Here is a 22,986-nt window from a genome sequence, read left to right as displayed (position 1 = left end):
CTTCAATTGACCCATCAACACTTAATGTGTTGATGGGTTTTTTTGCGTCTGTAGGAAACCGTGAAAGCCAGGCTCTACGCGACGATGGTCTCGGCAAGATTCTTCACTACACCTAGGTCGAATCAGCGTGTATTATGCCTACGTGTTATGTATCATCCAAAGCGCGCCGGCACCTTGCCGGCTAAACCTCAGGAGAAGCTCATGGGTAACACTGATCTTGAAGTCGGGGCGGGTTACGAGGTGTTCAACCCGCCGATCCTCGAAATGCAGCCTGGCGAACCCAATCACCAGCTCGGACGTTTCTTTACGGTAACTGCCGTTGAGAACGGTGGTGCATGGGTTTACGACGGTGCCTACGAAAGCGGGGTGTCTACCGTGTTTCTTCCAGCTGACATCATCGTCATGTTGCGTTACCAGAAGCTGGACAAGACCGGTGAAACGCAATTTGCTGAGCTTATGACTGCCTTGATTTCTTCGGCTGCTGCTGCGAATGAACAGCGGACCCTCGTGGCGGCTCATGGCACTGCCGACGAATCAGTTGAAGCGTCTCATCGCTTTTTTACTCAATTTCTCTCCGGTCAAGTCAAAGGTTTAGCGGCGAAAGGAGTGGTAAACCCTAACCTCGCTGTCGTTATGACGGAGCTCGCAACGGGGGTGTCGCTTGCGTAAAAGTGGGACTTTCCGTCCTTGGAATAGCCGTTCGATTGCAGGTATGGCCACTTTGACAGCCGGCGCCTTGGCTCTCGGTGCGCTACTGATTTTGCCGCATTCAAAGCCTGCGTCAACGATCGTGGGCCAAAACTCAAAAGTAGTCGGACGGTACTGTCTGATTAAACCAGGGCAGACTCGACCACACTGTGATGGTGGCGGAGAGTCACCGAAAGATCCGATGTTGTCGGCTATAAAGCAGATGAAAGACTCTCAAAGCTTCAGCGAATTGAGTCGATCACAATAATAAAACCCTTTTTTTCAAGCACCTTATTTGTACCCGTTATGAATCCCATCTGACCAATACAGGAAAACCAAATGATCTTAACTATTGACATTGTCGCTCGCATCACTGTTGTCGTGCTGGTGATCATCTTTTCGATCGCGTTTAAGCGCCGCAAAGCACTTTTCACTGTGAAAAATACCAAAGGGGACGCCCAGGCTGCTCTGCTCGAAAGTTACGTGTCCAGAGAAATTCGGGATACAAACTTGCAACTTTACCTTGTGGGCGGCTTTGGGGCCTTCGTTCTGGCTTTCTGCATCTGGTCGATCGTGGCTACCAACTGATAGCCAAGGCCTATCCGATCAGGATGGCCTTGGACACATGCTCCAGGAACGAAGTACTACGGGGCGGCATTGTCACGTCCTGTGGTACTTCTAGATTGAAGGGTCAAGAATGAAAATATCTTATTGGATACACCGGACGTTGTGGCTCGTCGGTCAGCCATCGGTAGCAGTTGCGTTGGCTGTTTTCGTGTACGTCTGGCTTAAGGTTGGATACATCGGCATTTTCTCAGTGGTACCGAGCTTTGTAGTCTTGGTGTCAGCGCTCGCGTATCGCCAGGCGCTGATACGCTTGTGTGCTCTCAGCATCGAATCATCCGGTTCAGGAAGTGCAGGTTCAGATTTGAGTTGAGGACCTGCCATGCCAAAGGCACCGACGCTTAGTGCGTTTTTGCGTAGGCAACGTGAGGATTGCGGTTTCTACAACGGCGTCCCGTTCCTGCACAATGCACATTCATTTCCTGCCGGCGATGGACTCACAGTCCGTTATTGCTTGTCTGAAGACGTCTTTACCTGGGGAGCCGTCTGTGAAGGGCGGGCCCTTGATGCATTGCTCGTCAAAAATGGTGACCCAGTTCCTATCGCAGTTCTAGAGGCCACAGTCCTTTCTAAAGGCAGCGGTCATGGGGTGGGGATCTCCGAGTCATGCGATCTCCTCAGTGAATCGCTCAACAATATTGTGAGCGACTTGTCGCGGACGAGTGTTCAGGATCTATTGAGTGTGCTTTCAGACGGTGGTGTGCTGATTTTGAATCGTTTGGAAGTTAGATCTAATCTGGGTCGTCACGGAATCGGGCATCGTTTCTTCCATTCACTTACAAATCATATTACTGGGTACATAGCGCTAACGCTTTACGCTCTTCATCCTTTCCCATTGCAGTATGAATACTGCGAACCTACACCGGATAGCCAAGAATACGAGCTATTTTGGGAGTCTTTCTGCGCAGATGTGGAAAAACTAACAAATTATTACTGTTATGAGTTTGGATGTAAAAGTGTCTCGCCTGAAACTAGGCTCTTAATTAGTGCGTTGCCGGGCTGGCAACTAAATATCGACCGCTTTGGGTGGTCCGTCGAGGTTTCGGAGTAATCATGTTTTCTGCTCAAGTACCGATCAAAGGCATTAGGTTCATTATTCAAGTGCTGCTCAATGGTTGGGTCTTGTCGGCCTTGCTTTGGTGCATTGGTACTGGGCTTCAATCCATTTCTAGCAATATAGTATATGGCTGGATACCACGGATCGGGGACTACATAGTTTATATAGGGTGGGGGTGCGGATCTGGCTCCGTCCTGATATTTGTACTGTTGATGTGCAAATATTGGTGGACACGACGGTCGGGTAAAATTCTGTGAGTCTTTTTATATCCGGATTGGCTCTTACAGCAGTCGCTCCTCTCCTATGTCGTAAAGCTACCTCAACCAGCACCTCTCAGTGGAAATACACACTGGGATGCGCTGCAGGTGTCTTGGGTCCTTATTTTCTTCTCTGCACATTCATGGACATGCACACAATCCTGTTGTTGTGCGCCGCAATCGGTACACCGTTTTGGCTGGTCGAGCGATTTCGGGCGGTTCGTCGCTTGGCCCCCTGGTCACAGGGGGTACTGGGGTTTGCAGTTTCGCTTGTGCCAATAGCAGCTTTGTTGTTAATCACCAGGTCATTCGTTGTTGAACCATATGTTGTTCCGTCATCCTCGATGAGGCCTGGCCTTGAGGTTGGTGATTTTGTTTTGGTCGATAAGTTAACCTATGGCCTACGGCTTCCGCTTTCAAATAAGCTTGTTTGGAACGTATCTACTCCGAATCGTGCTGATATCCTTGTATTTCGGTTTCCTTTGGATCGCAGCAAGGCTTATATAAAGCGTGTTATTGGCTTGCCTGGGGACATAATCGAATATAAGGCTGGAATATTGTATATAAACAACAAAATCGTCGACATGGTCGGTGGCGTACGTTATGAATATGTAGATGGAGATTCTGGGGTCACGACGATTGCAACATCATTAACTCAACGCATCGATCAAATACCATTTGATATTTTGTCTGACGCGCAGGATAAGGAGTTAGGCCGTGGATCAGATTTTCCAGAGATAACAGGCTGTGAGCGGAAGCCTGAGGGGGTGAAGTGTCTCGTACCCAAAGATGCTTTCTTTGTTCTTGGCGATAATCGTCGCGACAGCCTCGATAGTCGTTATTGGGGATTTGTTCATCAAACAGACATTATTGGTCGCGCTCTTTATTCAGTCTCAATAGACCGGCTTAATATTCGGATTAAACGAATTACTAATTGAATGCCGAGCATCAAGGAAGGTGAAAGATGAAGCATCGAAATCGTATGTGCCCATGTTCCACATACCTCCATGCAAGGGGTTCGCAAGTCTCTTGCATCCACTTATCAGGAGAATGAGCATGAGCTTTCACAATTTGGCTATGTTGTATGCAAAAGTTGCCACATCACCGGTAGATGCCCGCGGGTGTTTGTTGCAGGGTATAGGTGACTTTCCGGCAGGTTCGATTCGTGATGAGGTGTTGATCGCCATCGAAGAGATGAATCGCTCCAACGTGATCACGGATCTGGTGACTGGAAACGGCGCTCCTTTGGCAGCACACGTTGTCGTCAGCCTAGAAGACGGCGGAGCAGGCACCGAGGTGATTGTTAAGGGTGTGTGTTTTGATTCGGTATCGGCGATGGCCATGGCGGAGTTCGCCGCCAGTGAGATGTGTGCCTCGACAAATGCTTTACTGCGTCGCGACATGGGTGAGGATTTTCATCCGGTAGGCGTGGTGCATCTGAAGAGCAATGAAATCTGCATCTCAAGTCCAGAAACCGGTTGCCTGGCTTCGGTAGAAATTCAAACGACGACCAATCTCAGCAGCGAAAATAGCTCTGGCAGCTTTTTCGTCGGCACTCTAATAGGGGCCCAAGCGCTTCCGTCGATCTTGTAAATGCACCTCGACCACTCTCGCATTGCGAGAGTGGTTTTTTTTGACTAGATGAAACGCATAAGGCCTGAACTCGATGGGGATCCGTCCTCAGCGAAACTTCGGTGCCCGATTTTCCCACATCCTGGTTGGTCGAGTTCAGACCTGTCAACGCCATAGCCGCTTTGCACGAATACGCCTCAGGATACTGGATGCTTTAATTCTCATAGATCCCGGTTGGGTGTATATTGCTACCCGTTATGAATCAGCGAGGATCACTCGAATGGATCGCAAAGCATCTGGCCGTTTAATCATCAAAGTTGTTTTTACCCTAGTGGCGATGGTCGGAGCGCTTTTTACGCTCATGGCCGCACGAGCAGGAATGATCGAGCTCTCACCAGGAAAGATTTTCATGGGCATGTTTTTGCTCATTGTTGGCGGAGCCCTGTTGCATGTTGTGCAGGAGTTCATTTCGAGCGACAACGCCAGGCCGCAAGAGGACGCTATAGCTGCTCGCCCAGAAGGGGGAAATTAAAATGTTTGGAGTCAACGCAGAGCTGGCGGCTGCCAAAGAGTTACCACGCAACCTGACCTCCCGAAGCAGGTTTTTCTCCCTCGTCCCCAACGGGCTCAGTAATTCCGAATGGACTGAGCTGATGGACATGCTTCGCGTTGAGCGGGGGTGGAGTGACACCAAGCTTGGCAAGGAAATTGGAATCAGCATTTCGATGATCCGTCAGTGCAGGATTCAGATGCGTCCATTACCTCCTGCTGCAAAAGTGCGAATCCTCTCCGCCATGGGCGTCGAGGTGACCAGATCGTCGCTTATCGCTGCACTGCCGTCCGCAGTCAAGGAGGCTGTCGCTGCCGCGGATCTCCAGTCGTCATTTGTACGCAGGACGCTGATTTATGGATTCTTTGATCGGCTCGATGCGGGTGAATCTGCTGATGTCGTTGGCGGTTTTTTCGACGGCTTGGCTGCAATTGCTGGTGTGGATCAGCAAGGACTCGCCGAGCGTTTAGGCTTAACACTCGATGAGCTGACCTCACTTCGCCAGGGGTTAAGACCAATTCCATTCCTCGTGAAGGTGGCTATCACCGAGTCGTTTACTGCTCACGACATGGGACCTTTGATTATATCGCTGCTGACTTCCGCCTGAATCTGATTTGCTGATTGACTTCCTTCGTGCGCGAATTAAGTATACGTGTTATGAATCTATCTTAACCACGACACGTAACGAGCTGCGGGCTTCGTACACGAAAGGAAACTCCGATGAGTAACGCGCATATTTCTGCATTGACCAAGAGGCTGTGCGGTCATCTCGATATGTACAGCTTTAGTAGCAAAGGCCGTGATGGACGCCGCAGCGACTCGTTGTACGCCGCTACCACACTGTGTGGTGACTGCCGAGCAAGAGTGGGCCGCTCTCTTGAGCGACCTGGTACTGGCTTCTTTCCTGTGGCTCTGCCAGCACTCGCCGGCCGCTCAAATGCGGTGAGCTGGGCCAAAGATATTCGACTGAAGGCTTTGAGGAAAATGGGCCCAGTAATGGCCCAGCTCAAGCGGAGTGACGATCCTCTGGCTACCGCGGCGCTTGCAGTTTACGAGATGCTTTTCAAAATTCCGCTAGCGCTTTTCTGGATAGAAAACCGTGAATTTCCTTTTGATTCCTCCTGGGTTGTTTCAGAGGTTGAGCATCTTATGCGACGCCGGCCATCCAGTGTTGTACGCCTAAACGGATGCTCTGCGTTCTATTACTGGTCACAAGCTGATGCTGGGGTTATAGCCACTGCCAAGGAGGCATCGAGCGCAATCATAGACGTGGATGTAGTGCCTGCTGTGCAGCCTGACGTTCCACCTGCGCCGAAGACACTGCCGGTCATCACACAGTGCATCTTTTTGTAGTGTTCACCCCTTAGGAGGCTCCCCTATGCAGGTCGCGGCATCAACTATTCAAAAAATCGAGATTACTGAGATAAAAGCGCTCGACCCTGTGACGTGTATTTTGGAAGACTTGGGACGCTATCGCGGAAGCCTCGCTGTTTCTTGTGCCGGACGGAGTTGGGTGCGGCAATGGAACAACACCGGCGCCAATTCAATCGCTGAATACATTGGCTGGCAGGACGCCGAGTATCTGGCTTCAGCACTTGCGCCTACGATGTCGCCTACGATTTATGACGAGTCCCTTCTTGTCGCCTACGCTAAAACAGTGGTGGTAGAGCGCCGCCTCGGCAAAAGCCTCGATTACGGTTCGATTGATAAAGACGACGCCCGTCGTCTATTCAACGCCTGCGAAAACTTGCGTGGCTATATGACATTTGACTCTCTTCCTTCGGTGCTTATGACGGAGCTCTTCGGTGACGAATGGTTCTATGCCGCAGCGCATGCGCAAGGTCGGAACCCGGCCTTTGAATACATCAAACGAATCAGTCAGGCGGTAATCGATGGAGTAGCTCAGTTGCGGCCAGTTCACTCCGCTAAGAACCGGTTTGGCCTCGATATGGATTACTTCAGGCGCAGGCTCAACCGTCTGAGTCGAGATCTGGCTGACTTTCCACCGGATGAAGCTGCCCGTGAACTCGCCCGCATGGCTCGAACGGCCGATCCCGCGGTTTTATCGGAAGACGAGTTTAAACAGGTCGAAAGTTCCACTGATGATCACCTATGTCGATATCAGGTTGGGGAGCAGCATTGTGATGGAAATGGATTCCTCACCGGCACAATTCAGAGATCAATGCCTCTGGAGCAAGCGAAACCATGTCCTTGCTGCAACACTATGCTGTGGCTGATGGACGCCAAAAATGAGGTTGGTTCTCTTGCTGCTACTGGAACTGACGGAAGTGCGATCGAGCGGGTATGGCTTGATGCGTTGAATATCGCTTACCAGGCAGGCCCTGAACGTATTCTGGGCGCACTGGAAGCTATTGGGGCCGTTGAGGTAATAGTCCCGCCGGCAGGTGAGGATAGCAGTCAGATCCGCCGCTACAATGCGCCTGAGGCCTTTGCCGAAGCAAAGCTGGACGAGGATGCAATCAACGAGTTTTCGATTCAGATGAAGGTGAAAATGGCCTATTCACGTGCCAAGGGACGTGAAGGCTGGTACCGGAAAGATTTGTGCTCATCTACTACGTTGAGCCAGATCCTTCGGGAACATGTCGACAAGGGCGATCCAATCGATACCGGCATTTTAAGCATGATGCTTCACCAACGCGGGGAGAGCATCGAGCTCGAACAGGTCGCATGTGAAGCCCAAATCTAAAAGTAGAGATTCCATGATGTCTAACTTCCTTCGATGGGCGCCTGTGCTTTGCGTCTGTGCCCACCTCGACAACGCCCAAGCTCTCGAGATGACCTTGTCATCTAACGCACCCGAAATTAACCAAGTCCAAATGAAGGACGCGATCGTTCAAAACTTGCCCTCGGCTGTATCCCAGCTCGGCAGCGACTATCAGCTTTTCGCCATCGTCGAGACAGGCGATTACATGCCAGGCCAGCGTCTTTACAGCTATTCGGTGACCCTCCACCGTAAAGTGATTGAATCAGGTACTGGAAAACCCTATTGGGTGCCTACCGGCGGCATCCGAGGTCATGGTGTGGCTCAGGAATCAGAGACAGTGCTTAGTAATTTGAAGTCTGACGTCGTTGCCGGCGCCAAAGCAGGGGCATTCAAATTGGACCAGATGTAAAATGTCACCGGCAAATTGGCTGATCAGAGTTTCATCACTGTTCAGTCAGTCTGTGTAGAACAACGCCATTATTTAAAGGCGCGGACCAAGCATATGGGTTGTCCGCGCTTCCACTCACCATGCACTTGGTTGCACCCATCGGCGCGACGGTGGCAAGCCCCTCGCTAATCTGCTCAATATCTAGATCCTGCAAGTGACGTGCAGCCTCGTATTTCAATGTGCACGACAGTCAATTATCTGCACGCACTCGTGTGCGCGCTGTTGTTTCAGCGTGACAAGAATGGCCCGAAAGGGTGTAATGGGCATCTTACGTACACCTACGCGTTATGTATCGATTTAAATACCTCAATGATTGAGTTTGGCGTTGGAGCGAACATGATCCAGAAACCAATAGTCGTGGCAGTGGTAGCGGGGGCGCTGTCAGCGCCGTTAATGGCGTCGACATCCTACGGTTTCAGTCTGTTCCCTGAGAATTTTCAATCAGGCGCATCACCGGCAGTTGCCTCGGGCATGGCTATCGCTCTTTTGGCAGGGGGATATTTCTGGGTCCAGCGTGTCCGGCGTTTTTCCAGATCTCAGGAGCAACGAGTACAGAGGCAGTTGAGAGCGATGGAAAAGCTCTCGAAGCGAATCGAGCAAGCTGATGGCACGTTATACAAGAGCAACTTTCTAACGCATGCAACCCGGACAGAGCTTCGGCACGCATTGGATGCAATTGGCACTGATACTGTCCGTGCCATTGGCAACCTGCGTCGACATCAGGATTTACCTGACTCGGCCTTTCGGAAGTTGATGACCCGCTCTGATGAAGTGTTCGAAATTCTTGAGAGCTCAATGACGGAGGCGCTGCCAGACGTTGAGGAGGGGAGCGAACCATTGCTGATGCCTCGGCGCTCGAATCCGCTGCCCCGGCCGAAGCCACAATCTCGCCCACGTGACGCTTTGACCACATTGGAACCAAACCCTATTCGTGCTGCTGTCATCCCGATGCCGGCGAAGATACAACCCAAAGGGGCTAATGCCGACGAAGCTTCAAAATTGACGCTGCCGGATCTGGGGATGACTTCGCTCCTAATGGGAGGTGGGATGCTTTATGCGACTGAAGACCAGGATAGCGAGTTTTCAGGTGGCGCTGCCGATGCTGACTCAGATTGACCGCAACTGGACGTACCATGGCCATTGATCTCCCGGTAAGTTCGCCGTCCGAAAGCAATTCGAATCGAGCCCGAGGTCCACGCCGGGGGATCGACCCCGATATGCAAGGCATCACTCGGGATCTCAGGAAGTCCAACCCATCGGACGCAGGCTGGCGCGTCCGTCTGATGAAAGGGCGTCGGTATGTCGCCGATCGCCATTTTCGAGATCAGGCCTATGGCGGCTCGCAACGTGCCTTGCGGGCAGCTCGTTGTTACCGGGATGACATGGCCAAAGAGCATGGGATTGTCTTAACTGCGTCGAGCACTGGCGCTTTGGCTCAGTTGCGTCGAACGGCTGAGATGACCCAGTTACAGCTTGCCCGGGTCTTGCGAGTATCAAGCGCTCAAATTGCCAAATGGGAGCGGGGAGAGGCACCAGTTGCGTTATTGAAGCTGGCGGGCGCCATCATATCAGGGCAGGTTATTTGCACCTCGGTGGATATTACGGCCGGCGACATTCGTCGCATCCGCACACAGCTCTTGAAGTGGACCCAGCATCAACTCGCCATAGAACTGGATCGGGCTTATGCAGCGATCGGGCAATGGGAGCGAGGAACTCGACGTGCACCTGGTTGGGTGCTGGTCTATCTTCAGGCAATCAATGACGGGTGGAATACAGAAGTCAGCTCGGAGACCTTTAGTGCCTGACATAAACTTGATGGAGTCGATAGCCAGGTGGAAAGCTGAGAAGCCAGTGAACCAACTGCTGCCCATTCAATTTGCCGATGGAACGCGTCTGGACCATCTGGAAATAGATTGTGGCGGCTGCAACCGTGTTTTGCGCGCAAAGCATCAGCGGGCCGTGATCAGCATGTTAATGGCAGATACCTACAGGCTCGATGGCCTTGCTGCCTGTGAGCAGTGTCGCACGTTCACTCGGTTTTCGATTTTGTGTTCGGGCGCTGGTGGCGTGGTAACCATAGAATTTAGCACCGCCAGCGGGAGGGAAATGCGCATTCAGGTACATGCCACCTGGTTTAAAAGGCTTGCTGCTTGGCTGACCAAGCGGCTATGAAAAAGCCCCTACAGCAGAAACTGTAGGGGCTGGCAGAACATTTATACCTCTTCTTGATGGAGGTTGAGCTCGGGCTCTTCCGATGGGTTATCGGCGTTTAGCTTGGCTTCGGCTTCTTCCGCTTGCTTGAATTGCTCCAAGATTTCTTCCAGCTTCTGTTGATTAGCAGGAGACAGTTGGCTGAATGCCTTGTCCTTTTTGATATCATCGATCGCCGCTTTCATCGCCGGCGCAGCAGCAGTAACAGCTTTCTTGATCACCTTCCCAGGGACAAAACGAGGCATCAGCTTCGTTTTACCAGCGGCTTTCGATCGTGCCAAAGATTGCTCGATGATTCCCAGCGCCTTCGGGCCGTGCTCCTTCAGAAGCTCCACTGCCAGTGTGAAGGCGATGACTTCATCGCGAACGTAGTTTGAGATTTCGACCGGACCGTTGATCAGCAGCAGATAGTCCGTAACCTGAGATGGCCAGAGACCGAGTTTTGAGGCAATTTTTGCGTGGTTGTCAGGGTGCCAGCGAGTCATGCGTTTACACACGATAGCGGTGGCGTAAGGATCCAGGGGATCTCCGTTATTACTGAGAACGAGATCCGCGGTGAGACTTTCTTCATCGATGTCGTCTTTAACGATGACACACGGAACAGTTTCGAAGGGTTTTCCTTCGGCCATGGCGCCCAGTACAGCTTCAAGACGTCTGTGGCCGCGCTTCAATTTGATTCGTTGCTTGCCCTCTTCGTCGATCACGACGATCACGCTGAGCGGACTGTCCTTCTTGAAGCCAACTTCCATCATGTTGGTTTTGAGGAGAAGGACCTTTTCTTTGTACCTGGCGTTCTTTACCCGGGTGTTGTATCCGGGAATGACTTCAATGACACGAGGGTCGATGTTCCAGAGGTCACTTGAACCGAATTTATCGATCGGTTTTTCACCTTCAGCGACAACATCCTTGTTCCCGTTTGCCATTGCTTTCTTGATGCTGCCTGGAAACAGGTTCAGCCGAAAGTCCAAGTCCATCTGATTTACAGCATCGGTTTGTGGCACGGTGATAGCGTCCATCGGGAATTCTCCAAAAGTCAAAGATCGTTGAACTTGCTTTTGGTGATGGCGAACATCAACAAATAACCGATGATGATGACTTGGCCGGTGGGGCGCAGGGCTTCAAACAGCGGAATGGTTCAACGGCGCGCTGATCATAGCAGAATACAGGTACGTGTTATGCATCGTTAGTCTGATTCTCGACGATTTAGGACTTGCCAGACCATCGGCCTCAAAATGTTGTCACTCCCATCCAGCTCTAGGAGCTCGGTGGTAGGAAGCAACTGAACATCTAAGGCGCTATTCACCGTCTGTACCACGTCCAGTTCGGTTTCCGGAGTCGAGTGGGGGCCAATGGCAACACGCACAGTGCCTGTTACCAAAACAAGCTGCTCCCCTGCGGCGCTATTGCCTTTTCGGATCACTTTCAGGTCAGCGATTCGCCCATCAACCACCGCCAGCTGTTGCAAGCCTGCGATCGGCGCGGGTTCAACAAGCATTGCGCTGATGTGTTCCGACAGATCTACATCACAGTGAAGTTTGCTTTTTACAGTGGTGAATTTGAGAAATGAAGCGTCGAACATTTGCCATTGATGCAATGCTGGTAGTGCTCCTTGCTTTGATGACCACACTGGCCGATAGCTCACCAAGACCTTGTGTGCGAAGCGGGGTTGGGGATCAACGGAGGACCAATGCTGATCTATTTCTGAGCGCGTGTTGGCGATGATCCAATCGGTACGGAATGCCCACATCTCAAGAGTTGAGGTGGGGTCAATACCGAAATGAGCGCAATTCTCCTGGGCGTGTTCAAGAGCTGTCCCTTCAACAACTTCGCCGGGCCATTCAAAGCGCTCGACGTCCTTCAACTTCTGCCCGCCATGCCAGTAAGACAGATCGATGACCACCTTGGGCAGCCAAGCTACGCGGTTCACACAAACACTGGAGAGGGGAATTTTTAGGGAAGAAGAGTGCTGCGGGTTGAGCATGGCCAGCTCCTTAAGAATGTTTAGCGCAATGTTAACATGCCTACATACTCAGCAAGAATCTGTTAGGGGTCATCCTGTATTCATGGCCAAAAAAAACCGCCTGCGATGAGCAGGCGGTGATGGTGCGGTTAATTAGATGGTGAAGGAGGTGTGGCCTTCAACAATTCATCGAGGCTGGCACCAGCGAGGGCTTTGCGAAGCATCATTGCGATTGTCTCTTGCGTAGTGCCGGTGCAGGCTTTGGCAATGCACGTTGCGTAAGAGAACAGCAATCGATCAGCTACTTTCACGATGTCCGCCTCAGTTGGCGATTTGACTGGGTCGAAATTGCTGCAGCCATCACCGAGGCCGGTTTCGACAGCGGCAACATTTGCGCAGTACAACGGATCACAAATACCACGCACATCAAAACGCATGCAGAAGGCTTGGGCAAAATTTCGTAATGTTGAGGGTAGTCCAGAATCGCCAAAGGCTTCCTCGAAGAAGCCGGGCAGGAAGGAACTAAGAATTGTATGTGCTGCTGCTGGATTATTCACGGCGGATCTCCTGGTGGGTTTACTTGCAACAGGAGAGGTCTCACACAGGAATATAAGCTTTTAGAGAACCAGTGTTATTAGGCAAATAGTGAAAATCCCTATGCCAAGCAGCACCTTACGGTTGCCCTCATCGATGTGGAACCCGCGCTGCTTTAAAAAATGCTCCGCAATCGTCCAGCCATCCAGAGGGGGCAATGGGATGATGTTCGTGGCAGCCAGCAGGATCGACCCCTGCGCAGCTACCAGAGTTTGCCAATTTGGGTACATGAAATAGATCCCAAAGAATAACAATCCAGTGACCGCCGAAATCAGAGGGCCGCCCGCCGCGATAATTGCCCGTTGGCCCGAAGAAGCTTTTTCGTAATCCGCGCTCACCACGTACGCCCAGAGTGGTATCAGGCCTACCTCATGAATGATCCCGGACTTTTTGAATGAAAAGAGTTTCACCCCCCCGATGATTAGCTTGTCTGGTTTGATTCCCATTTTTTGCATCGGTATGAGATGCCCGGCTTCATGTATGAGGAGCAGAAAAACGAGCATCAGCCAGATTACGGCAAAAGCCGCGATGAACATCCCGATGGTCAGCAACATAGCTGTTTTATCCCCGATTCAGTAAGCCGTGATTCTTTAGCATCGCCCGGTTTCCTACAAGGAAAACATGCGCTTGCAAATCTGATTATGGCCCTCTGTGCACCATCCCCAAGTGTAAAGCAAATGCACTTGGAGTCTCCCTTATGCACACCGTATTTCAACTGGCCTTATCTGCGCGAACGAATTGGGCGATGGGTGTCCTCTTGTCCCGGGAAACCGGTGGAGAGTTATCGGCAGAAATTAAATTTCAGGAAGCTCGCGATCTTGCGTGGGCTTACGGCTGGGGGGCTTCTGCGGAACCGTCGCCGCTGTTCACAGACGTTCCAGACCTCATGGACGCGTTCCTCGCCGGATCACAAACATTAACCCTCGATTGCGATCGTTGCACGCTCGAATCAAACCTCTGAAAGGTGACGTTATGACTCAACAAGCCATGCCTACTGAAAATACTCAGCAACTTTACTCCGTGACTCTTCGCTGGCCGCAAAGCGATCAAGGTGACTACTCTCAATATGTTCTCGCCGGCGACCATTACGAGGCGTGCTTGCTCACAGCCCGAAAGATGGCTGAGGTGCAGGAAGAAGACAGTGATGACCACTTTGATGCGTTCGAGGACAATGCTGAGCGTGAGACATGGATCAAGGAACGAGCCGCTGATTCGATGGAATGCAGTCTTGTCGCTGACTCATTGAGAAGCGATCTTTCGGAGCTGTTTGCCGCTGAGTTGTTTCCAGATGGTGTTCGTCACGGTATCGACATCGAGGCATTGCGATCGCTGGTGCTGGAAAACAGAGAGCTGCTTTGCACTAAACCCTCTACTCCTAAAGTATCCCTGACTTTCAGCCTGGTCGATTCAGGCAACTGCCGCGTGTATTACAAGGATCCGCTCAAGCGGTTGTTTTGCTTCCAGCTTGACCGCCCCAAACAATTCAAATTGCTGTATTGCACTCGAGACGGTGAGCCCTCGCACACTGTTGAACATCTCAACAAAGATCTGCTTGATTTGCCTCCCGCAGAACCTGGCATTGCAGTGGATTTTATCCGATGGTGGGAGCTGATGATGAATCAGGAGCCGACCGCAAGCTAACGTTTTACCCATGCCACTGGACTCCAGTGGCTTTTTTTTATGGCCGTTTTCAAAGTTTTTGCGCGAAAAAAAACGCTCCGCATGGCGGAGCGCTTCATTTATTCCTTGCAACCTTCAGGTGGTCTAGAAACCCACTGAGAAAGACACAGTGGCTACGTCGCTGGCAACGGCCTTGCCGCCGTTGAATCGGTGACCGTACGAAAAGCCGACACGAGAGGTCTTTGCTGGACCTGCCATTTGCACCCCAAGACCAATTTCGTCCCAGCGTTCGGTGGTGGCTTGTTTGAGGTCAAAGGTCGACACGCCCAACACCTGACCGCTCAGGTCGTCGCTCGAATTATTAAGCCGCTCTACGTGCTTGAGGTTGGCCGACAGAATTGCCTTGTTACCCAGATTCAAGCTGCCGTTGACCCCAGCGGTGCCATAGATGTTGTTTTTTTTACGGCTATCGAACTGGACAGGGTATGGACCGCTATTTTCGGTGTATCCATCCAGCTTGGTGTCCAGGTAGTCAAGACCGATAAACGGCATTACAGCTGCATTGTCCTTCACGATGAACACGTAGCCAGCTTGACCTGAGACAGCGCGTTGGCTGATATCAGATTTTCCTTTGGAGGAGGAAGTGCCAGCACCGGTCAGGTAGGAGCGCTTGATGGTTGCATCACCTTCCGAAATTGCCACGGCGCCGCGGGCGAAGACGCCCTGTTTCAGTCGATTACCGTATTCGACGAAGGCGCCAAAGGTGTTTGTGTCCCCTTTGACACGGTCGTCGTTGACCTTCAATGACGTGCTCGGCCCTTGGTAGCCGATGCCGGCAATGAGGTCTGGCGAGATGCGATAGGCCAGCGTGACACCACCGTAGGTGTTGGTCCCATCAACGGTTCCATTATGACGGGTCATCTGCACGCTTACGTTGACGCAGATGCCCTTAGCATCGAACGTAGTACAGCCCAGTTGATCTTGTACGAATCCCTGCAATTGGTTTTGCAATGCTTCAGCGTACAGGCTTGCATTGTTCAGCGAGTCGCCGAGGTCATACAAACCGATCACGCCCGTCGGAGGCACAGGAGTGGTGCCGGTACCGGAACCAGATTCGCTCCCGCCGACCGTTGGCGTTTCACCGCCGTTGCCGGACGTCGGTGGGGTAGTTGCACCTACACCGGATGTAGGCGGGGACACTACTGGTGGGGTGACTACCGGCGGGGTCACCACCGGAGGAGTTACAACAGGGGGGGTCACTACTGGAGGAGTGACTACTGGAGGAGTGACTACTGGAGGAACCGCGATCGGACCGTAGGAACGGGCAACAAATGGCTGATCACGACCGTTCAAAGTGCCCAAGCCGAACACTGTATTTCCGTCAGTTGATACCGCGGTGGCGAGATTGAGAGAGTTACCTGGCAGAAGCGTGTAGGACGGATCGTTATCCTGCAACCATTGCACGAGCGATTGCATTCCCGTTTCTGCGGTCCAGCGGAAGCCAGACACAACGTTGCCAGTAGTGTCGGCGATGCCTACGACCACTGCTCCATTGGCCGAAATAGCTTGCGCGTCAGAAAAAGAGCCGTCCGAAAGAAAACCCAGCCCCTTCATTCCCGAAGCCTCGGTCCACAGAAAAGCTTCGTTAGCAGACAACGAAGAACCACTCACGCCGGCGATGTATGAACCGTCTGCACTTGCCGCTTGGGCACGGGAAATAACACCTCCAGGCATAACCCCGAGGCTTTCAGCACTTCCGCCATTGACCCAGCGGGTTGCAACCTCTCCGTTTGCCGCCCCATTTTGAGCGTAGCCAACAACTACGCGGCCGTCACCGGAAACGCCAAGGGCGAAACTGAATGCGCCGTCACTCAAATGGCCGAGACTTGTAATGTCTCCGGCGCTATTCCACATCACTGCGGTATCGTTACTCAGCAGGCCGTCACTGGCGGTACCGACGATCACGCTACCATCCGCGGAGACCGCGCTGGCTCCGGCATAATCGCCGTTGTTGAGGAAGCCCATCGCGTGGACTCCAGCGCCGTCCCAGAAGACAGCTGTCCTTTTCCCGGTCGATCCGTCCAGCGCAGAGCCGACGATGACGCCGCCATCATTCGATGCAGCCCATGCCTGGCTGCTGGTCCCCCCACCGAGATTAGGTAGGTACTGCTTACCCCCCAGCAAGGTCCACTGAAATGCACTTGTGGTGCCGGTCGAGGTGTTGGTTTGTGTTCCTACGAGCATCTCACCGTCACCCGACCCACCTAAGGAGGGGTTGTAACCGTTGATTGAGGTACCGAGTGTCGGGGCAAAAACATCGATGCCGCTGTAGGCGGCCTGTGCGGCTGGTGTGGTGAGGCCTAGGCCGATTGCGGCGACCAACAGCGAGAGGCGGGGGTTGAAGCGATTGTTCTTGTCGTGCATGGGTGATTCATCCTGGTATTAGGTTCGCAGTAACATGCGTTTATAATACTGAAAGAATCGATATCAAATCAACGACATTTTGGTTGCAGGGTGCCATTACGAGTCAAGCCCAGTAAAAATGGGCATTTCGGTATCTTTTTATGTGACTGGCCTATCCGTTATGGGGATGGAGTTTTCTCAGAATTAGATTCTTGTAGTATCGAATATCTGACCTTGTTCAGCATTCCTACGAGTAAGGCCACCGCAAGTGACCGCCAACCCCGAGGAGAATATCCGTGCTGAACATTCCGAAATCTCTTTTGGAAACCCGCATCAAAAAAGACACATTGCATCGATCTGGTAAGCGTTTGCTGCTAGAAATCGCCGATGCTCTCAAGCTGCCGCCTGACTCATACAGCATCACCTCAAACAAAGGCGGTACCGGAGTCATGGGGGAGGTGTCGCTGCATGGCGATCATCTATACCTGAACGTTCACGTTATGAACGGTGAACTACGGGTGCTGTACCGAGCATGCAAAGGCAGGAGTGATTATTGCGGCGGGATGAACCGATACGTCGGTGTACCCGAACTGGCCAGCACCACCGCCAGCGAACGATTTATCGCAAAGCTAGAGCAGATGAATTGTCTAAACATCCGTGATGAAAACCATCAGGCAGCATGAAAGAGGAACTCAATATGTCGGATAACCTGGCGCAGTTTCCCGAAGCTATCGCACGACGCATCAGCAGGATCATCGGGTTCGATCCGCCTGTGTCAGCAACGAGTGCCAATGGCTGGTTCGGTGGCTACGGATGCCGCTGGTGTGCAGCTTCAAAAGCATGGTTTACCGTCGTGCCTTTCAACCATCGGGAGGTGGCAGAAAAGGTCGCTCAGATGTTCAGAGAAGCTGGTATTGAAGTCACGATATCGAACGAGGGCGGCGTCACTCAAGAGGATGATGGAAAGGGCCTGCAAGTGTCGGCCTACGTTTGACCAACGCTGTATCCGCCGCTCCTTTGGAGCGGTTTTTTTTCATGCGTTTTACTATGAACGACATTTTCCTTGTGGGGCCATGTTGGCCATCTCCCTATTGATATGAAAACAACCTGGAGATGCACATGAATAAAGATGATCAGAACCCGGCCCAATCCACGGCAGAAACTGCCCACGCACCAAGCGACACGCCGATGATGCTAACGGATGCAACGGGAACAGTTACACCCGTCCCCTACGATCCTGCATTACTGGCTTTCGTTCACGAAGGTACAGAAATCCGAAATCCGTACGTCTCCCCTGACGGTCGAACACTCGTAAGTCCTCTCATTTATGGATTCGTCGAGTATCACACTGGCGGCGGATGCATGGCGTTAATGCGGCCGCACACCGAAGGTCGATCCCTCTACCTCGTGCAGGATGGAGCCTACATCGCTGATCCACAAGATTGGCGTGAGTGCGTGATCTCCCTGTCCGACGAGGAGGGCGATGAACTCGCCTACTGCGACCTCGGGGCCGTGCCATCGTCAAGCGAAATTGGCCATCAAAATGCAGCTGAAAATCCGGTCTGCCCTGATGAGCTCAGTATCGTCCCACCTGAGATTTTGAAGGATCGCTATCGGAAATGGGCGATTGATAACCTTGCGAATGATGACCAAGAGTTCGACGAAAAAGCTTCGGTGAACCTGTGCGAGGGAGGGGCATTTGTCCAGGCATGGATCTGGGTTCCCTCCAGTCGACTGCCAGCTCAACCAGATAGCACCATCTGAGGTGTCACTAGAACCTGATAACCGCCCTCATTGAGGGCGGTTTTTTTGTGCCCGCTTTAAAGCTTCCCACGCTCGATTGCTGGAGCATGTAACACATCACTGGCCATACAGATCAACCACTACGGAGTGCGCTTTATGGCTAACAAGCTTTCACAAAATGTACCTTCCTACGCGAAACCATTGGTCGACGCTCTCGGTGATGGATACCGTTACTCGCCGGGTGAGATGTTCCGCTATTTCCTCAGCGCGGTGATGGAGGTTTGGGGATTTGAACCCTGGTACCCAACCCCCGCGGAGGTGAGGGCGCGGGTCATTGACTCCATCAGCTGCTATGACAACCTTGTCGCGAAAGAGGAGCCTTTCATGGACATCCTGGGAGCGGTTTACGCAGCATTGAGCAGTAAAGGAGGCAAACAGCTTTTGGGTCAGTACTTCACGCCGTGGAACTTGGCGTTGATGATGGCCAGGTTAAATCCTGACCCGAATCCCGAGCAGCAAGGTTTAAAAGTACTCGCTGACCCTGCATGCGGCAGTGGCGTTTTGCTGTTGGCCAAGGCTAATCAGATTCTCGAATCCCACGGGCCGGTTGAATTGTGCAAGTGGAAATTCTATGGATGTGATCTAGATGCTATTTGCGCACGTGTGACGGCCATTCAACTTGCCGCCAACTGTGCGGTGCACAGAGTTGAAATTGGAGAGATCCTGATCGTTCAAGGAAACACACTGGCAAAATCCGAAAGCAAACAGGTGATCCTTCACGCCAGCTCCCCGCAGCGTCTCGCTTTGGCTTCATAATTCCTCATCGAAAAGAGAGAACCTCATGAAAAACCGCGTCGTATTGGCAGGCCTGATATCGCTTTGTGGTCTTTTACCATTGATGGGTCAGGCGTCCGATGCCACTGATGCTGTTATGGCAGTAGCCGCTTCTCAGATGTCAACGGTTGTACGTTTGAATAATAAAGATGTGCCAGTGATCTATGTGGGCCAAACAGGCGATTGTGACTCAGTAGCCATTGAACACGCGTCTAAGCGTTACGAGCATTTTCGGGTTTGCAATCAGCAGGTAGTTCCGCGAAACACTGTGTCGCCCAGTTGGTCTGAAAACGACGGCGGCCGGGCTGTGCTCGCCGCGGTGGTAAGCAATGCGATCATGTTTGGTGAGGCCAACCAGACAGACTCAAACGGCTATCTCATCTCCGCCCGAACTCTTGGCGGTTTAAGAACCGATTGTAAAAGTGTGGAAGTGATCGTCAGCTTCGACGGTGACTTGGTCGACAGGGCACTGAGAAGCGTCTGTGACGATCGAAGATAACGCAACATCAACCCCACCGCGGTGGGGTTTTTTTTTTCGACTAAAACATACATACACCCGCATGTGATGCATCCCTCCATACCAGGCCTTCGCAACGTCTGGCTCACTTCAGGAGAGACACGATGCAACACGCAATCAAAAAAGCTGCAAACCATTCAGACATTCTGGATGGTTTTGACCAGACCAAACTCCCAATTGACCGCGATTCCATTCGTTCACGGCGGCTGCTGAGGCTGATTGAGTTGGTCGAGGTTCTCAGGACCCCGGACACACAGCGGACTATGTGGCAACTGCTACTGGACGCCGGCGCCAATCCCGACTTCATCCTCATGCGTGACTGCGATGATGACGTTCAAAATGGACGCCGCCCGGCGATTCAGGTACGGGTCAACACCTGCAAACACCGTGGTTTCGTAGTGCTCGGTTATGACGCTGATGATCGAGGCTTCAAATTGCAGTTGCAGGATGAAGGTACTTCGATTGCTCGGCACACTGTCGAAAAGGTCAATGTACGTAAGCTGGCCGAAGTTCTTGAGTCCCTCGTTGATGACGGCACTCGCCGGTTGCCGAGAAACTCTGCAAACAACGCTGTATTCTCGAATGCAGCCATCCAGGGCGACTATCTGTTGCTCCCTTAACCGTTGTTCAAGCCCACTCTTCATTGAGTGGGTTTTTTTTTGCCGATTACTCGGCTTTGAACCCGGGCAGACCACGTGCCGCCCGCCATTTTGTGACTGTTTGGGTGATGCCTACAGCAGAACCATCTGCTCCATCATCCGGAAAAAAAATAAGGTCAGATCCATCCGGGTGCTCGCTTACCTCTTCAAAGTGGAACACAAGCTGATCTACTTCCGCTTCGGTACCTTCATGGTCGATGATGCGCTGTAGCAGAGCTATGAAATCGCTCTCTGTGTATTCACTGAATTTTTTTTTCATGACTTGTTTCGGTCTTCCTTGTGAATTTCAGCATGTCTTTTTGGCGTTGTGATGGTGAGGTTATCAACATCGTAAACTGCGCCGCCGTGTTGAATATGCTCTATGTGGTGGATCTCGTATCGCCCTTTCCCGCCATTACGCTCTGCTTTCGGAGCAAACGGGGAATTACCTTTCAAAATCCAGTCTTGGTTCGTGGGTTTGAACTGGCTGAGTAGTTCAGCATCTTTGCCCACCGCTATCCAGAGTGCAGCACGAAAATCGTCGAAGCTCTTAAAATTTTGACCCCGTAGCTGATCGGCAATTCTCGTAGGTATAGGTGAGCCGAGTCCTGTTCCTGCACCATCAAGCCAAGTGCCGAAAATGTCCCTTCCAGTTCCCGTCACCGTGCCTGACTCATGCCTGGCGCTGACTACGATATACAAAGGCTGAATGCCAGATCCCGCAGGGAAAACCAAGATGAAGTCGAGATATTGATCAGGATAAATCGGACTAACGATAATGTTGTCAGCTTGTTCAGTGGGTGGATAAATCCAAATCTGTGGTGCTTGGGGCGCAGCTTCTAATGGAGGAATACCGGTACTGCTCGATGGATCTACAGCAGGGGTCCAGATTAGAGTCAAACCATTGCCGAAGTCCGCCACTTGCTTTGAACCTTCAGCAACGAACTGAACGACGGGAATCATTTCCCACTCACCGTGTTTCTGAGTATTGAACCCATAACCTTTCAATGCGCCATCGGCCTGCTGCTCGACATGCAGTCGGACTCTCGTGCGTGCTTGCTCGAGCGATCGCAGCTGCTCCTCGCTGTATAACGAGCTGTCCCCGAGGTTTGACGACCACAGCATCAACGCTATTCCGCCGAGAGATCCAACTGCTACCCCGGCCGTGATCGCTCCACTACCCGCTGCACCTGCACCGGTTGCAGCTGCGCCTGCTGTACTAGCAGCACCAGCTGTGCACATTCCGCCACAGAAAGCGCTCGTAGCGGTGGTACCGCTTAGGATTAGTGTTCCAAGAGCACTCGGTAAGGCGCTGCCGCTAATTTTCTTCAGAGGGAGGTTACCGTCTTCGTCCACATCCCGCCCGCCAAGAATGGCGTACTCGCCGTAATTGGCGATTTTTTCAACGGGGATGAAGCCGGCCGGCTTTTGATAATTGATCACACCGTCACTGAGCTCACAGCTTTTAGCAAAAACACAGCCCACGGGATTTGGACTTCTTTCTACCTTTGGAGAAACGTCCTTGTATTCAGTCCATCGCTGGGCGTGTATATCAACTGGCTCTACTCCGCTGTAACGGTAGCCCTTCGGCGGGTTCGGTACGTATCCGCTCATGATTTGCTTCCTGTTCATCCTTGGATATCCAGCGTGTAGCTGGGGGGCAGAATGACGTTACTGGAAATCGGTTGGACGAGATTTAGGACAAAGCCTAAACGCCAGTACTTCATTCCTGTCCATGTCATGGGTGGAGAAGGATACCTTCACTTCTGTCAAGTGTTGAATGATGGCGATGGGCCCAATTTGCGGCAAAGAAAAAATATGGGCATGGCAACGCCGGCGATGTTCACATCATCACTTTGACCGGTTATCAACCACCAAACGATCTGGCGGGTATGGCTGCATAAAGCTCATGGTTTGCTCGACGGTTGAGTCGAGCCAGTCTTCGATCAACCCATTAGGCAGAATAACGATCGAGCGCTTTTCATCACTCGGTTTGTGGAATGCCTTCATGAAGGGGTGTGAATCGGCATTTATCGTCAGCATGGTGTAGGAGTGGATGATTTCCCCTGTTGGCTCTTTCCATCGCTCCCAAAGACCTGCGACCGCCATAACCCCGCCATCGGTACGGGTGATGCGGGTGGAAATCGACTTTCCACTTCTCCAGTCTGGTTCAAAGAAAGCGGCAACCGGGATGATGCACTTTTGATTTTTCTTCCACGCTGACTTGAACGTCGGTTTCGTATTTCCCGTTTCAGATCGGCAGTTATAGCTATGGCGCCCGAACTTGCGATCTTTCGCCCAGAACGGCAAAAGACCAAATTGTCCCATGATCGCTTCTAACCTCGGGGTTTGATCGTCGCATTGCGCCTCGGATCGCATTCGGATGAAGGGTCCTTGGTACAGCGGCCATAAGTCCAGGGGCAGCTGTGTTTCGGGGGTAACCCCAAAACCTGCCAGCAGTCGATCGCTTTCGGGTGCCTCGTAATGGGAGCACATGGTGGGCCCTTCTTGTGTTGATTGCAGGATAGACCTCAATTACCAGGCAA

29 protein-coding genes are annotated in these 22,986 nt (G+C 52.1%); 21 read left to right on the top strand and 8 right to left on the bottom strand.

Annotation, left to right across the window (positions count from 1 at the left end; translation table 11 throughout):
• Positions 1-201 precede the first annotated feature (201 nt).
• The 13 genes from QMX88_RS03665 to QMX88_RS03605 all read left to right on the top strand — a co-directional run bounded on the left by QMX88_RS03665 (position 202) and on the right by QMX88_RS03605 (position 10,092).
• Positions 202-669 carry a hypothetical protein gene (locus QMX88_RS03665; protein WP_282366448.1) on the top strand — a complete coding sequence of 156 codons (468 nt, stop codon included), beginning with the start codon at positions 202-204 and terminating at the stop codon, positions 667-669.
• A 357-nt stretch (positions 670-1,026) separates the two neighbouring features.
• Positions 1,027-1,275, top strand: a complete 249-nt coding sequence (locus QMX88_RS03660) for a hypothetical protein (RefSeq protein WP_282366446.1) — start codon at positions 1,027-1,029, stop codon at positions 1,273-1,275.
• A gap of 358 nt (positions 1,276-1,633) precedes the next feature.
• On the top strand, positions 1,634-2,362 hold the full coding sequence (locus QMX88_RS03655; RefSeq protein ID WP_282366443.1) for a hypothetical protein: 729 nt from the start codon (positions 1,634-1,636) through the stop codon (positions 2,360-2,362).
• A gap of 412 nt (positions 2,363-2,774) precedes the next feature.
• Positions 2,775-3,563, top strand: coding sequence for a signal peptidase I (gene lepB / locus QMX88_RS03650; protein WP_282366441.1), 789 nt, complete (start codon positions 2,775-2,777; stop codon positions 3,561-3,563).
• A gap of 118 nt (positions 3,564-3,681) precedes the next feature.
• Positions 3,682-4,218 carry a hypothetical protein gene (locus tag QMX88_RS03645; protein ID WP_282366439.1) on the top strand — a complete coding sequence of 179 codons (537 nt, stop codon included), beginning with the start codon at positions 3,682-3,684 and terminating at the stop codon, positions 4,216-4,218.
• Between the two features lie 259 nt (positions 4,219-4,477).
• On the top strand, positions 4,478-4,729 hold the full coding sequence (locus QMX88_RS03640) for a hypothetical protein (RefSeq protein WP_282366437.1): 252 nt from the start codon (positions 4,478-4,480) through the stop codon (positions 4,727-4,729).
• 1 nt (position 4,730) lies between these two features.
• On the top strand, positions 4,731-5,354 hold the full coding sequence (locus QMX88_RS03635) for a hypothetical protein (RefSeq protein ID WP_282366436.1): 624 nt from the start codon (positions 4,731-4,733) through the stop codon (positions 5,352-5,354).
• A 113-nt stretch (positions 5,355-5,467) separates the two neighbouring features.
• Positions 5,468-6,100 carry a hypothetical protein gene (locus QMX88_RS03630; RefSeq protein WP_282366434.1) on the top strand — a complete coding sequence of 211 codons (633 nt, stop codon included), beginning with the start codon at positions 5,468-5,470 and terminating at the stop codon, positions 6,098-6,100.
• Positions 6,101-6,125: 25 nt separating this feature from the next.
• Positions 6,126-7,454, top strand: coding sequence for a hypothetical protein (locus tag QMX88_RS03625; RefSeq protein WP_282366432.1), 1,329 nt, complete (start codon positions 6,126-6,128; stop codon positions 7,452-7,454).
• 16 nt (positions 7,455-7,470) lie between these two features.
• Complete coding sequence (locus QMX88_RS03620; protein WP_282366430.1) at positions 7,471-7,881, top strand: hypothetical protein; 411 nt, start codon at positions 7,471-7,473, stop codon at positions 7,879-7,881.
• A 375-nt stretch (positions 7,882-8,256) separates the two neighbouring features.
• Positions 8,257-9,036: a hypothetical protein gene (locus QMX88_RS03615; RefSeq protein ID WP_282366428.1), complete on the top strand. Its 780-nt coding sequence runs from the start codon at positions 8,257-8,259 to the stop codon at positions 9,034-9,036.
• 17 nt (positions 9,037-9,053) lie between these two features.
• A complete protein-coding gene (locus QMX88_RS03610) occupies positions 9,054-9,725 on the top strand; it encodes a helix-turn-helix domain-containing protein (RefSeq protein WP_282366426.1) in 672 nt (223 codons plus the stop codon).
• Positions 9,726-9,771: 46 nt separating this feature from the next.
• Positions 9,772-10,092, top strand: a complete 321-nt coding sequence (locus QMX88_RS03605; protein WP_282366424.1) for a hypothetical protein — start codon at positions 9,772-9,774, stop codon at positions 10,090-10,092.
• Positions 10,093-10,133: 41 nt separating this feature from the next.
• On the opposite strand, the gene QMX88_RS03600 is transcribed toward QMX88_RS03605, so the two are convergent.
• From QMX88_RS03600 to QMX88_RS03585, 4 genes are all read right to left on the bottom strand, one after another.
• Entirely contained in the window at positions 10,134-11,147 is a 1,014-nt protein-coding gene (locus QMX88_RS03600) for a ParB/RepB/Spo0J family partition protein (protein WP_282366422.1), read from the bottom strand.
• A gap of 167 nt (positions 11,148-11,314) precedes the next feature.
• Complete coding sequence (locus tag QMX88_RS03595) at positions 11,315-12,112, bottom strand: hypothetical protein (protein ID WP_282366420.1); 798 nt, start codon at positions 12,110-12,112, stop codon at positions 11,315-11,317.
• A 128-nt stretch (positions 12,113-12,240) separates the two neighbouring features.
• Positions 12,241-12,648 carry a hypothetical protein gene (locus QMX88_RS03590; protein ID WP_282366418.1) on the bottom strand — a complete coding sequence of 136 codons (408 nt, stop codon included), beginning with the start codon at positions 12,646-12,648 and terminating at the stop codon, positions 12,241-12,243.
• 60 nt (positions 12,649-12,708) lie between these two features.
• Positions 12,709-13,239 carry a site-2 protease family protein gene (locus QMX88_RS03585; protein WP_282366416.1) on the bottom strand — a complete coding sequence of 177 codons (531 nt, stop codon included), beginning with the start codon at positions 13,237-13,239 and terminating at the stop codon, positions 12,709-12,711.
• Between the two features lie 143 nt (positions 13,240-13,382).
• Here QMX88_RS03585 and QMX88_RS03580 point away from each other — a divergent pair, with 143 nt between their 5' ends.
• Both QMX88_RS03580 and QMX88_RS03575 read left to right on the top strand, forming a co-directional pair.
• Positions 13,383-13,646, top strand: coding sequence for a hypothetical protein (locus QMX88_RS03580; protein WP_282366414.1), 264 nt, complete (start codon positions 13,383-13,385; stop codon positions 13,644-13,646).
• A gap of 11 nt (positions 13,647-13,657) precedes the next feature.
• The gene (locus QMX88_RS03575; protein ID WP_282366412.1) at positions 13,658-14,326 is read left to right on the top strand and encodes a hypothetical protein; all 669 of its coding nucleotides are present in this window, start codon (positions 13,658-13,660) and stop codon (positions 14,324-14,326) included.
• Positions 14,327-14,449: 123 nt separating this feature from the next.
• On the opposite strand, the gene QMX88_RS03570 is transcribed toward QMX88_RS03575, so the two are convergent.
• On the bottom strand, positions 14,450-16,729 hold the full coding sequence (locus tag QMX88_RS03570) for an autotransporter domain-containing protein (protein WP_282366410.1): 2,280 nt from the start codon (positions 16,727-16,729) through the stop codon (positions 14,450-14,452).
• Positions 16,730-17,004: 275 nt separating this feature from the next.
• On the opposite strand from QMX88_RS03570, the gene QMX88_RS03565 reads away from it, so the two are divergent.
• The 6 genes from QMX88_RS03565 to QMX88_RS03540 all read left to right on the top strand — a co-directional run bounded on the left by QMX88_RS03565 (position 17,005) and on the right by QMX88_RS03540 (position 20,422).
• Positions 17,005-17,391 carry a hypothetical protein gene (locus tag QMX88_RS03565; RefSeq protein WP_282366408.1) on the top strand — a complete coding sequence of 129 codons (387 nt, stop codon included), beginning with the start codon at positions 17,005-17,007 and terminating at the stop codon, positions 17,389-17,391.
• A gap of 14 nt (positions 17,392-17,405) precedes the next feature.
• Entirely contained in the window at positions 17,406-17,702 is a 297-nt protein-coding gene (locus QMX88_RS03560; protein ID WP_282366406.1) for a hypothetical protein, read from the top strand.
• Positions 17,703-17,827: 125 nt separating this feature from the next.
• Complete coding sequence (locus tag QMX88_RS03555; protein ID WP_282366404.1) at positions 17,828-18,472, top strand: hypothetical protein; 645 nt, start codon at positions 17,828-17,830, stop codon at positions 18,470-18,472.
• Positions 18,473-18,607: 135 nt separating this feature from the next.
• On the top strand, positions 18,608-19,267 hold the full coding sequence (locus QMX88_RS03550) for an N-6 DNA methylase (protein WP_282366401.1): 660 nt from the start codon (positions 18,608-18,610) through the stop codon (positions 19,265-19,267).
• A 25-nt stretch (positions 19,268-19,292) separates the two neighbouring features.
• The gene (locus QMX88_RS03545; protein ID WP_282366399.1) at positions 19,293-19,784 is read left to right on the top strand and encodes a hypothetical protein; all 492 of its coding nucleotides are present in this window, start codon (positions 19,293-19,295) and stop codon (positions 19,782-19,784) included.
• A 122-nt stretch (positions 19,785-19,906) separates the two neighbouring features.
• On the top strand, positions 19,907-20,422 hold the full coding sequence (locus QMX88_RS03540; protein ID WP_282366397.1) for a hypothetical protein: 516 nt from the start codon (positions 19,907-19,909) through the stop codon (positions 20,420-20,422).
• Between the two features lie 46 nt (positions 20,423-20,468).
• On the opposite strand, the gene QMX88_RS03535 is transcribed toward QMX88_RS03540, so the two are convergent.
• The 3 genes from QMX88_RS03535 to QMX88_RS03525 form a co-directional block, all read right to left on the bottom strand.
• The gene (locus tag QMX88_RS03535; protein ID WP_282366395.1) at positions 20,469-20,720 is read right to left on the bottom strand and encodes a bacteriocin immunity protein; all 252 of its coding nucleotides are present in this window, start codon (positions 20,718-20,720) and stop codon (positions 20,469-20,471) included.
• Positions 20,717-22,054: an S-type pyocin domain-containing protein gene (locus tag QMX88_RS03530; RefSeq protein WP_282366393.1), complete on the bottom strand. Its 1,338-nt coding sequence runs from the start codon at positions 22,052-22,054 to the stop codon at positions 20,717-20,719. Before QMX88_RS03530 ends, QMX88_RS03535 begins: the two co-directional genes overlap by 4 nt.
• Positions 22,055-22,291: 237 nt before the next feature.
• Positions 22,292-22,936, bottom strand: coding sequence for an SOS response-associated peptidase (locus tag QMX88_RS03525; protein WP_282366391.1), 645 nt, complete (start codon positions 22,934-22,936; stop codon positions 22,292-22,294).
• Between the last annotated feature and the right edge of the window lie 50 nt (positions 22,937-22,986).

This window comes from Pseudomonas sp. PS02290 (assembly GCF_029960075.1).
Taxonomy (GTDB): Bacteria; Pseudomonadota; Gammaproteobacteria; order Pseudomonadales; family Pseudomonadaceae; genus Aquipseudomonas.
This window is presented reverse-complemented; position numbering and strand designations above follow the sequence as displayed.

Bases quoted from the DNA above. Each gene is read 5' to 3' on its own strand.
- QMX88_RS03665 (WP_282366448.1), top strand. From the start codon at position 202: ATGGGTAACACTGATCTTGAAGTCGGGGCGGGTTACGAGGTGTTCAAC.
- QMX88_RS03660 (WP_282366446.1), top strand. From the start codon at position 1,027: ATGATCTTAACTATTGACATTGTCGCTCGCATCACTGTTGTCGTGCTG.
- QMX88_RS03655 (WP_282366443.1), top strand. From the start codon at position 1,634: ATGCCAAAGGCACCGACGCTTAGTGCGTTTTTGCGTAGGCAACGTGAG.
- lepB (WP_282366441.1), top strand. From the start codon at position 2,775: ATGCACACAATCCTGTTGTTGTGCGCCGCAATCGGTACACCGTTTTGG.
- QMX88_RS03645 (WP_282366439.1), top strand. From the start codon at position 3,682: ATGAGCTTTCACAATTTGGCTATGTTGTATGCAAAAGTTGCCACATCA.
- QMX88_RS03640 (WP_282366437.1), top strand. From the start codon at position 4,478: ATGGATCGCAAAGCATCTGGCCGTTTAATCATCAAAGTTGTTTTTACC.
- QMX88_RS03635 (WP_282366436.1), top strand. From the start codon at position 4,731: ATGTTTGGAGTCAACGCAGAGCTGGCGGCTGCCAAAGAGTTACCACGC.
- QMX88_RS03630 (WP_282366434.1), top strand. From the start codon at position 5,468: ATGAGTAACGCGCATATTTCTGCATTGACCAAGAGGCTGTGCGGTCAT.
- QMX88_RS03625 (WP_282366432.1), top strand. From the start codon at position 6,126: ATGCAGGTCGCGGCATCAACTATTCAAAAAATCGAGATTACTGAGATA.
- QMX88_RS03620 (WP_282366430.1), top strand. From the start codon at position 7,471: ATGTCTAACTTCCTTCGATGGGCGCCTGTGCTTTGCGTCTGTGCCCAC.
- QMX88_RS03615 (WP_282366428.1), top strand. From the start codon at position 8,257: ATGATCCAGAAACCAATAGTCGTGGCAGTGGTAGCGGGGGCGCTGTCA.
- QMX88_RS03610 (WP_282366426.1), top strand. From the start codon at position 9,054: ATGGCCATTGATCTCCCGGTAAGTTCGCCGTCCGAAAGCAATTCGAAT.
- QMX88_RS03600 (WP_282366422.1), bottom strand. From the start codon at position 11,147: ATGGACGCTATCACCGTGCCACAAACCGATGCTGTAAATCAGATGGAC.
- QMX88_RS03595 (WP_282366420.1), bottom strand. From the start codon at position 12,112: ATGCTCAACCCGCAGCACTCTTCTTCCCTAAAAATTCCCCTCTCCAGT.
- QMX88_RS03585 (WP_282366416.1), bottom strand. From the start codon at position 13,239: ATGTTGCTGACCATCGGGATGTTCATCGCGGCTTTTGCCGTAATCTGG.
- QMX88_RS03580 (WP_282366414.1), top strand. From the start codon at position 13,383: ATGCACACCGTATTTCAACTGGCCTTATCTGCGCGAACGAATTGGGCG.
- QMX88_RS03575 (WP_282366412.1), top strand. From the start codon at position 13,658: ATGACTCAACAAGCCATGCCTACTGAAAATACTCAGCAACTTTACTCC.
- QMX88_RS03570 (WP_282366410.1), bottom strand. From the start codon at position 16,729: ATGCACGACAAGAACAATCGCTTCAACCCCCGCCTCTCGCTGTTGGTC.
- QMX88_RS03560 (WP_282366406.1), top strand. From the start codon at position 17,406: ATGTCGGATAACCTGGCGCAGTTTCCCGAAGCTATCGCACGACGCATC.
- QMX88_RS03555 (WP_282366404.1), top strand. From the start codon at position 17,828: ATGAATAAAGATGATCAGAACCCGGCCCAATCCACGGCAGAAACTGCC.
- QMX88_RS03550 (WP_282366401.1), top strand. From the start codon at position 18,608: ATGGCTAACAAGCTTTCACAAAATGTACCTTCCTACGCGAAACCATTG.
- QMX88_RS03545 (WP_282366399.1), top strand. From the start codon at position 19,293: ATGAAAAACCGCGTCGTATTGGCAGGCCTGATATCGCTTTGTGGTCTT.
- QMX88_RS03540 (WP_282366397.1), top strand. From the start codon at position 19,907: ATGCAACACGCAATCAAAAAAGCTGCAAACCATTCAGACATTCTGGAT.
- QMX88_RS03535 (WP_282366395.1), bottom strand. From the start codon at position 20,720: ATGAAAAAAAAATTCAGTGAATACACAGAGAGCGATTTCATAGCTCTG.
- QMX88_RS03530 (WP_282366393.1), bottom strand. From the start codon at position 22,054: ATGAGCGGATACGTACCGAACCCGCCGAAGGGCTACCGTTACAGCGGA.
- QMX88_RS03525 (WP_282366391.1), bottom strand. From the start codon at position 22,936: ATGTGCTCCCATTACGAGGCACCCGAAAGCGATCGACTGCTGGCAGGT.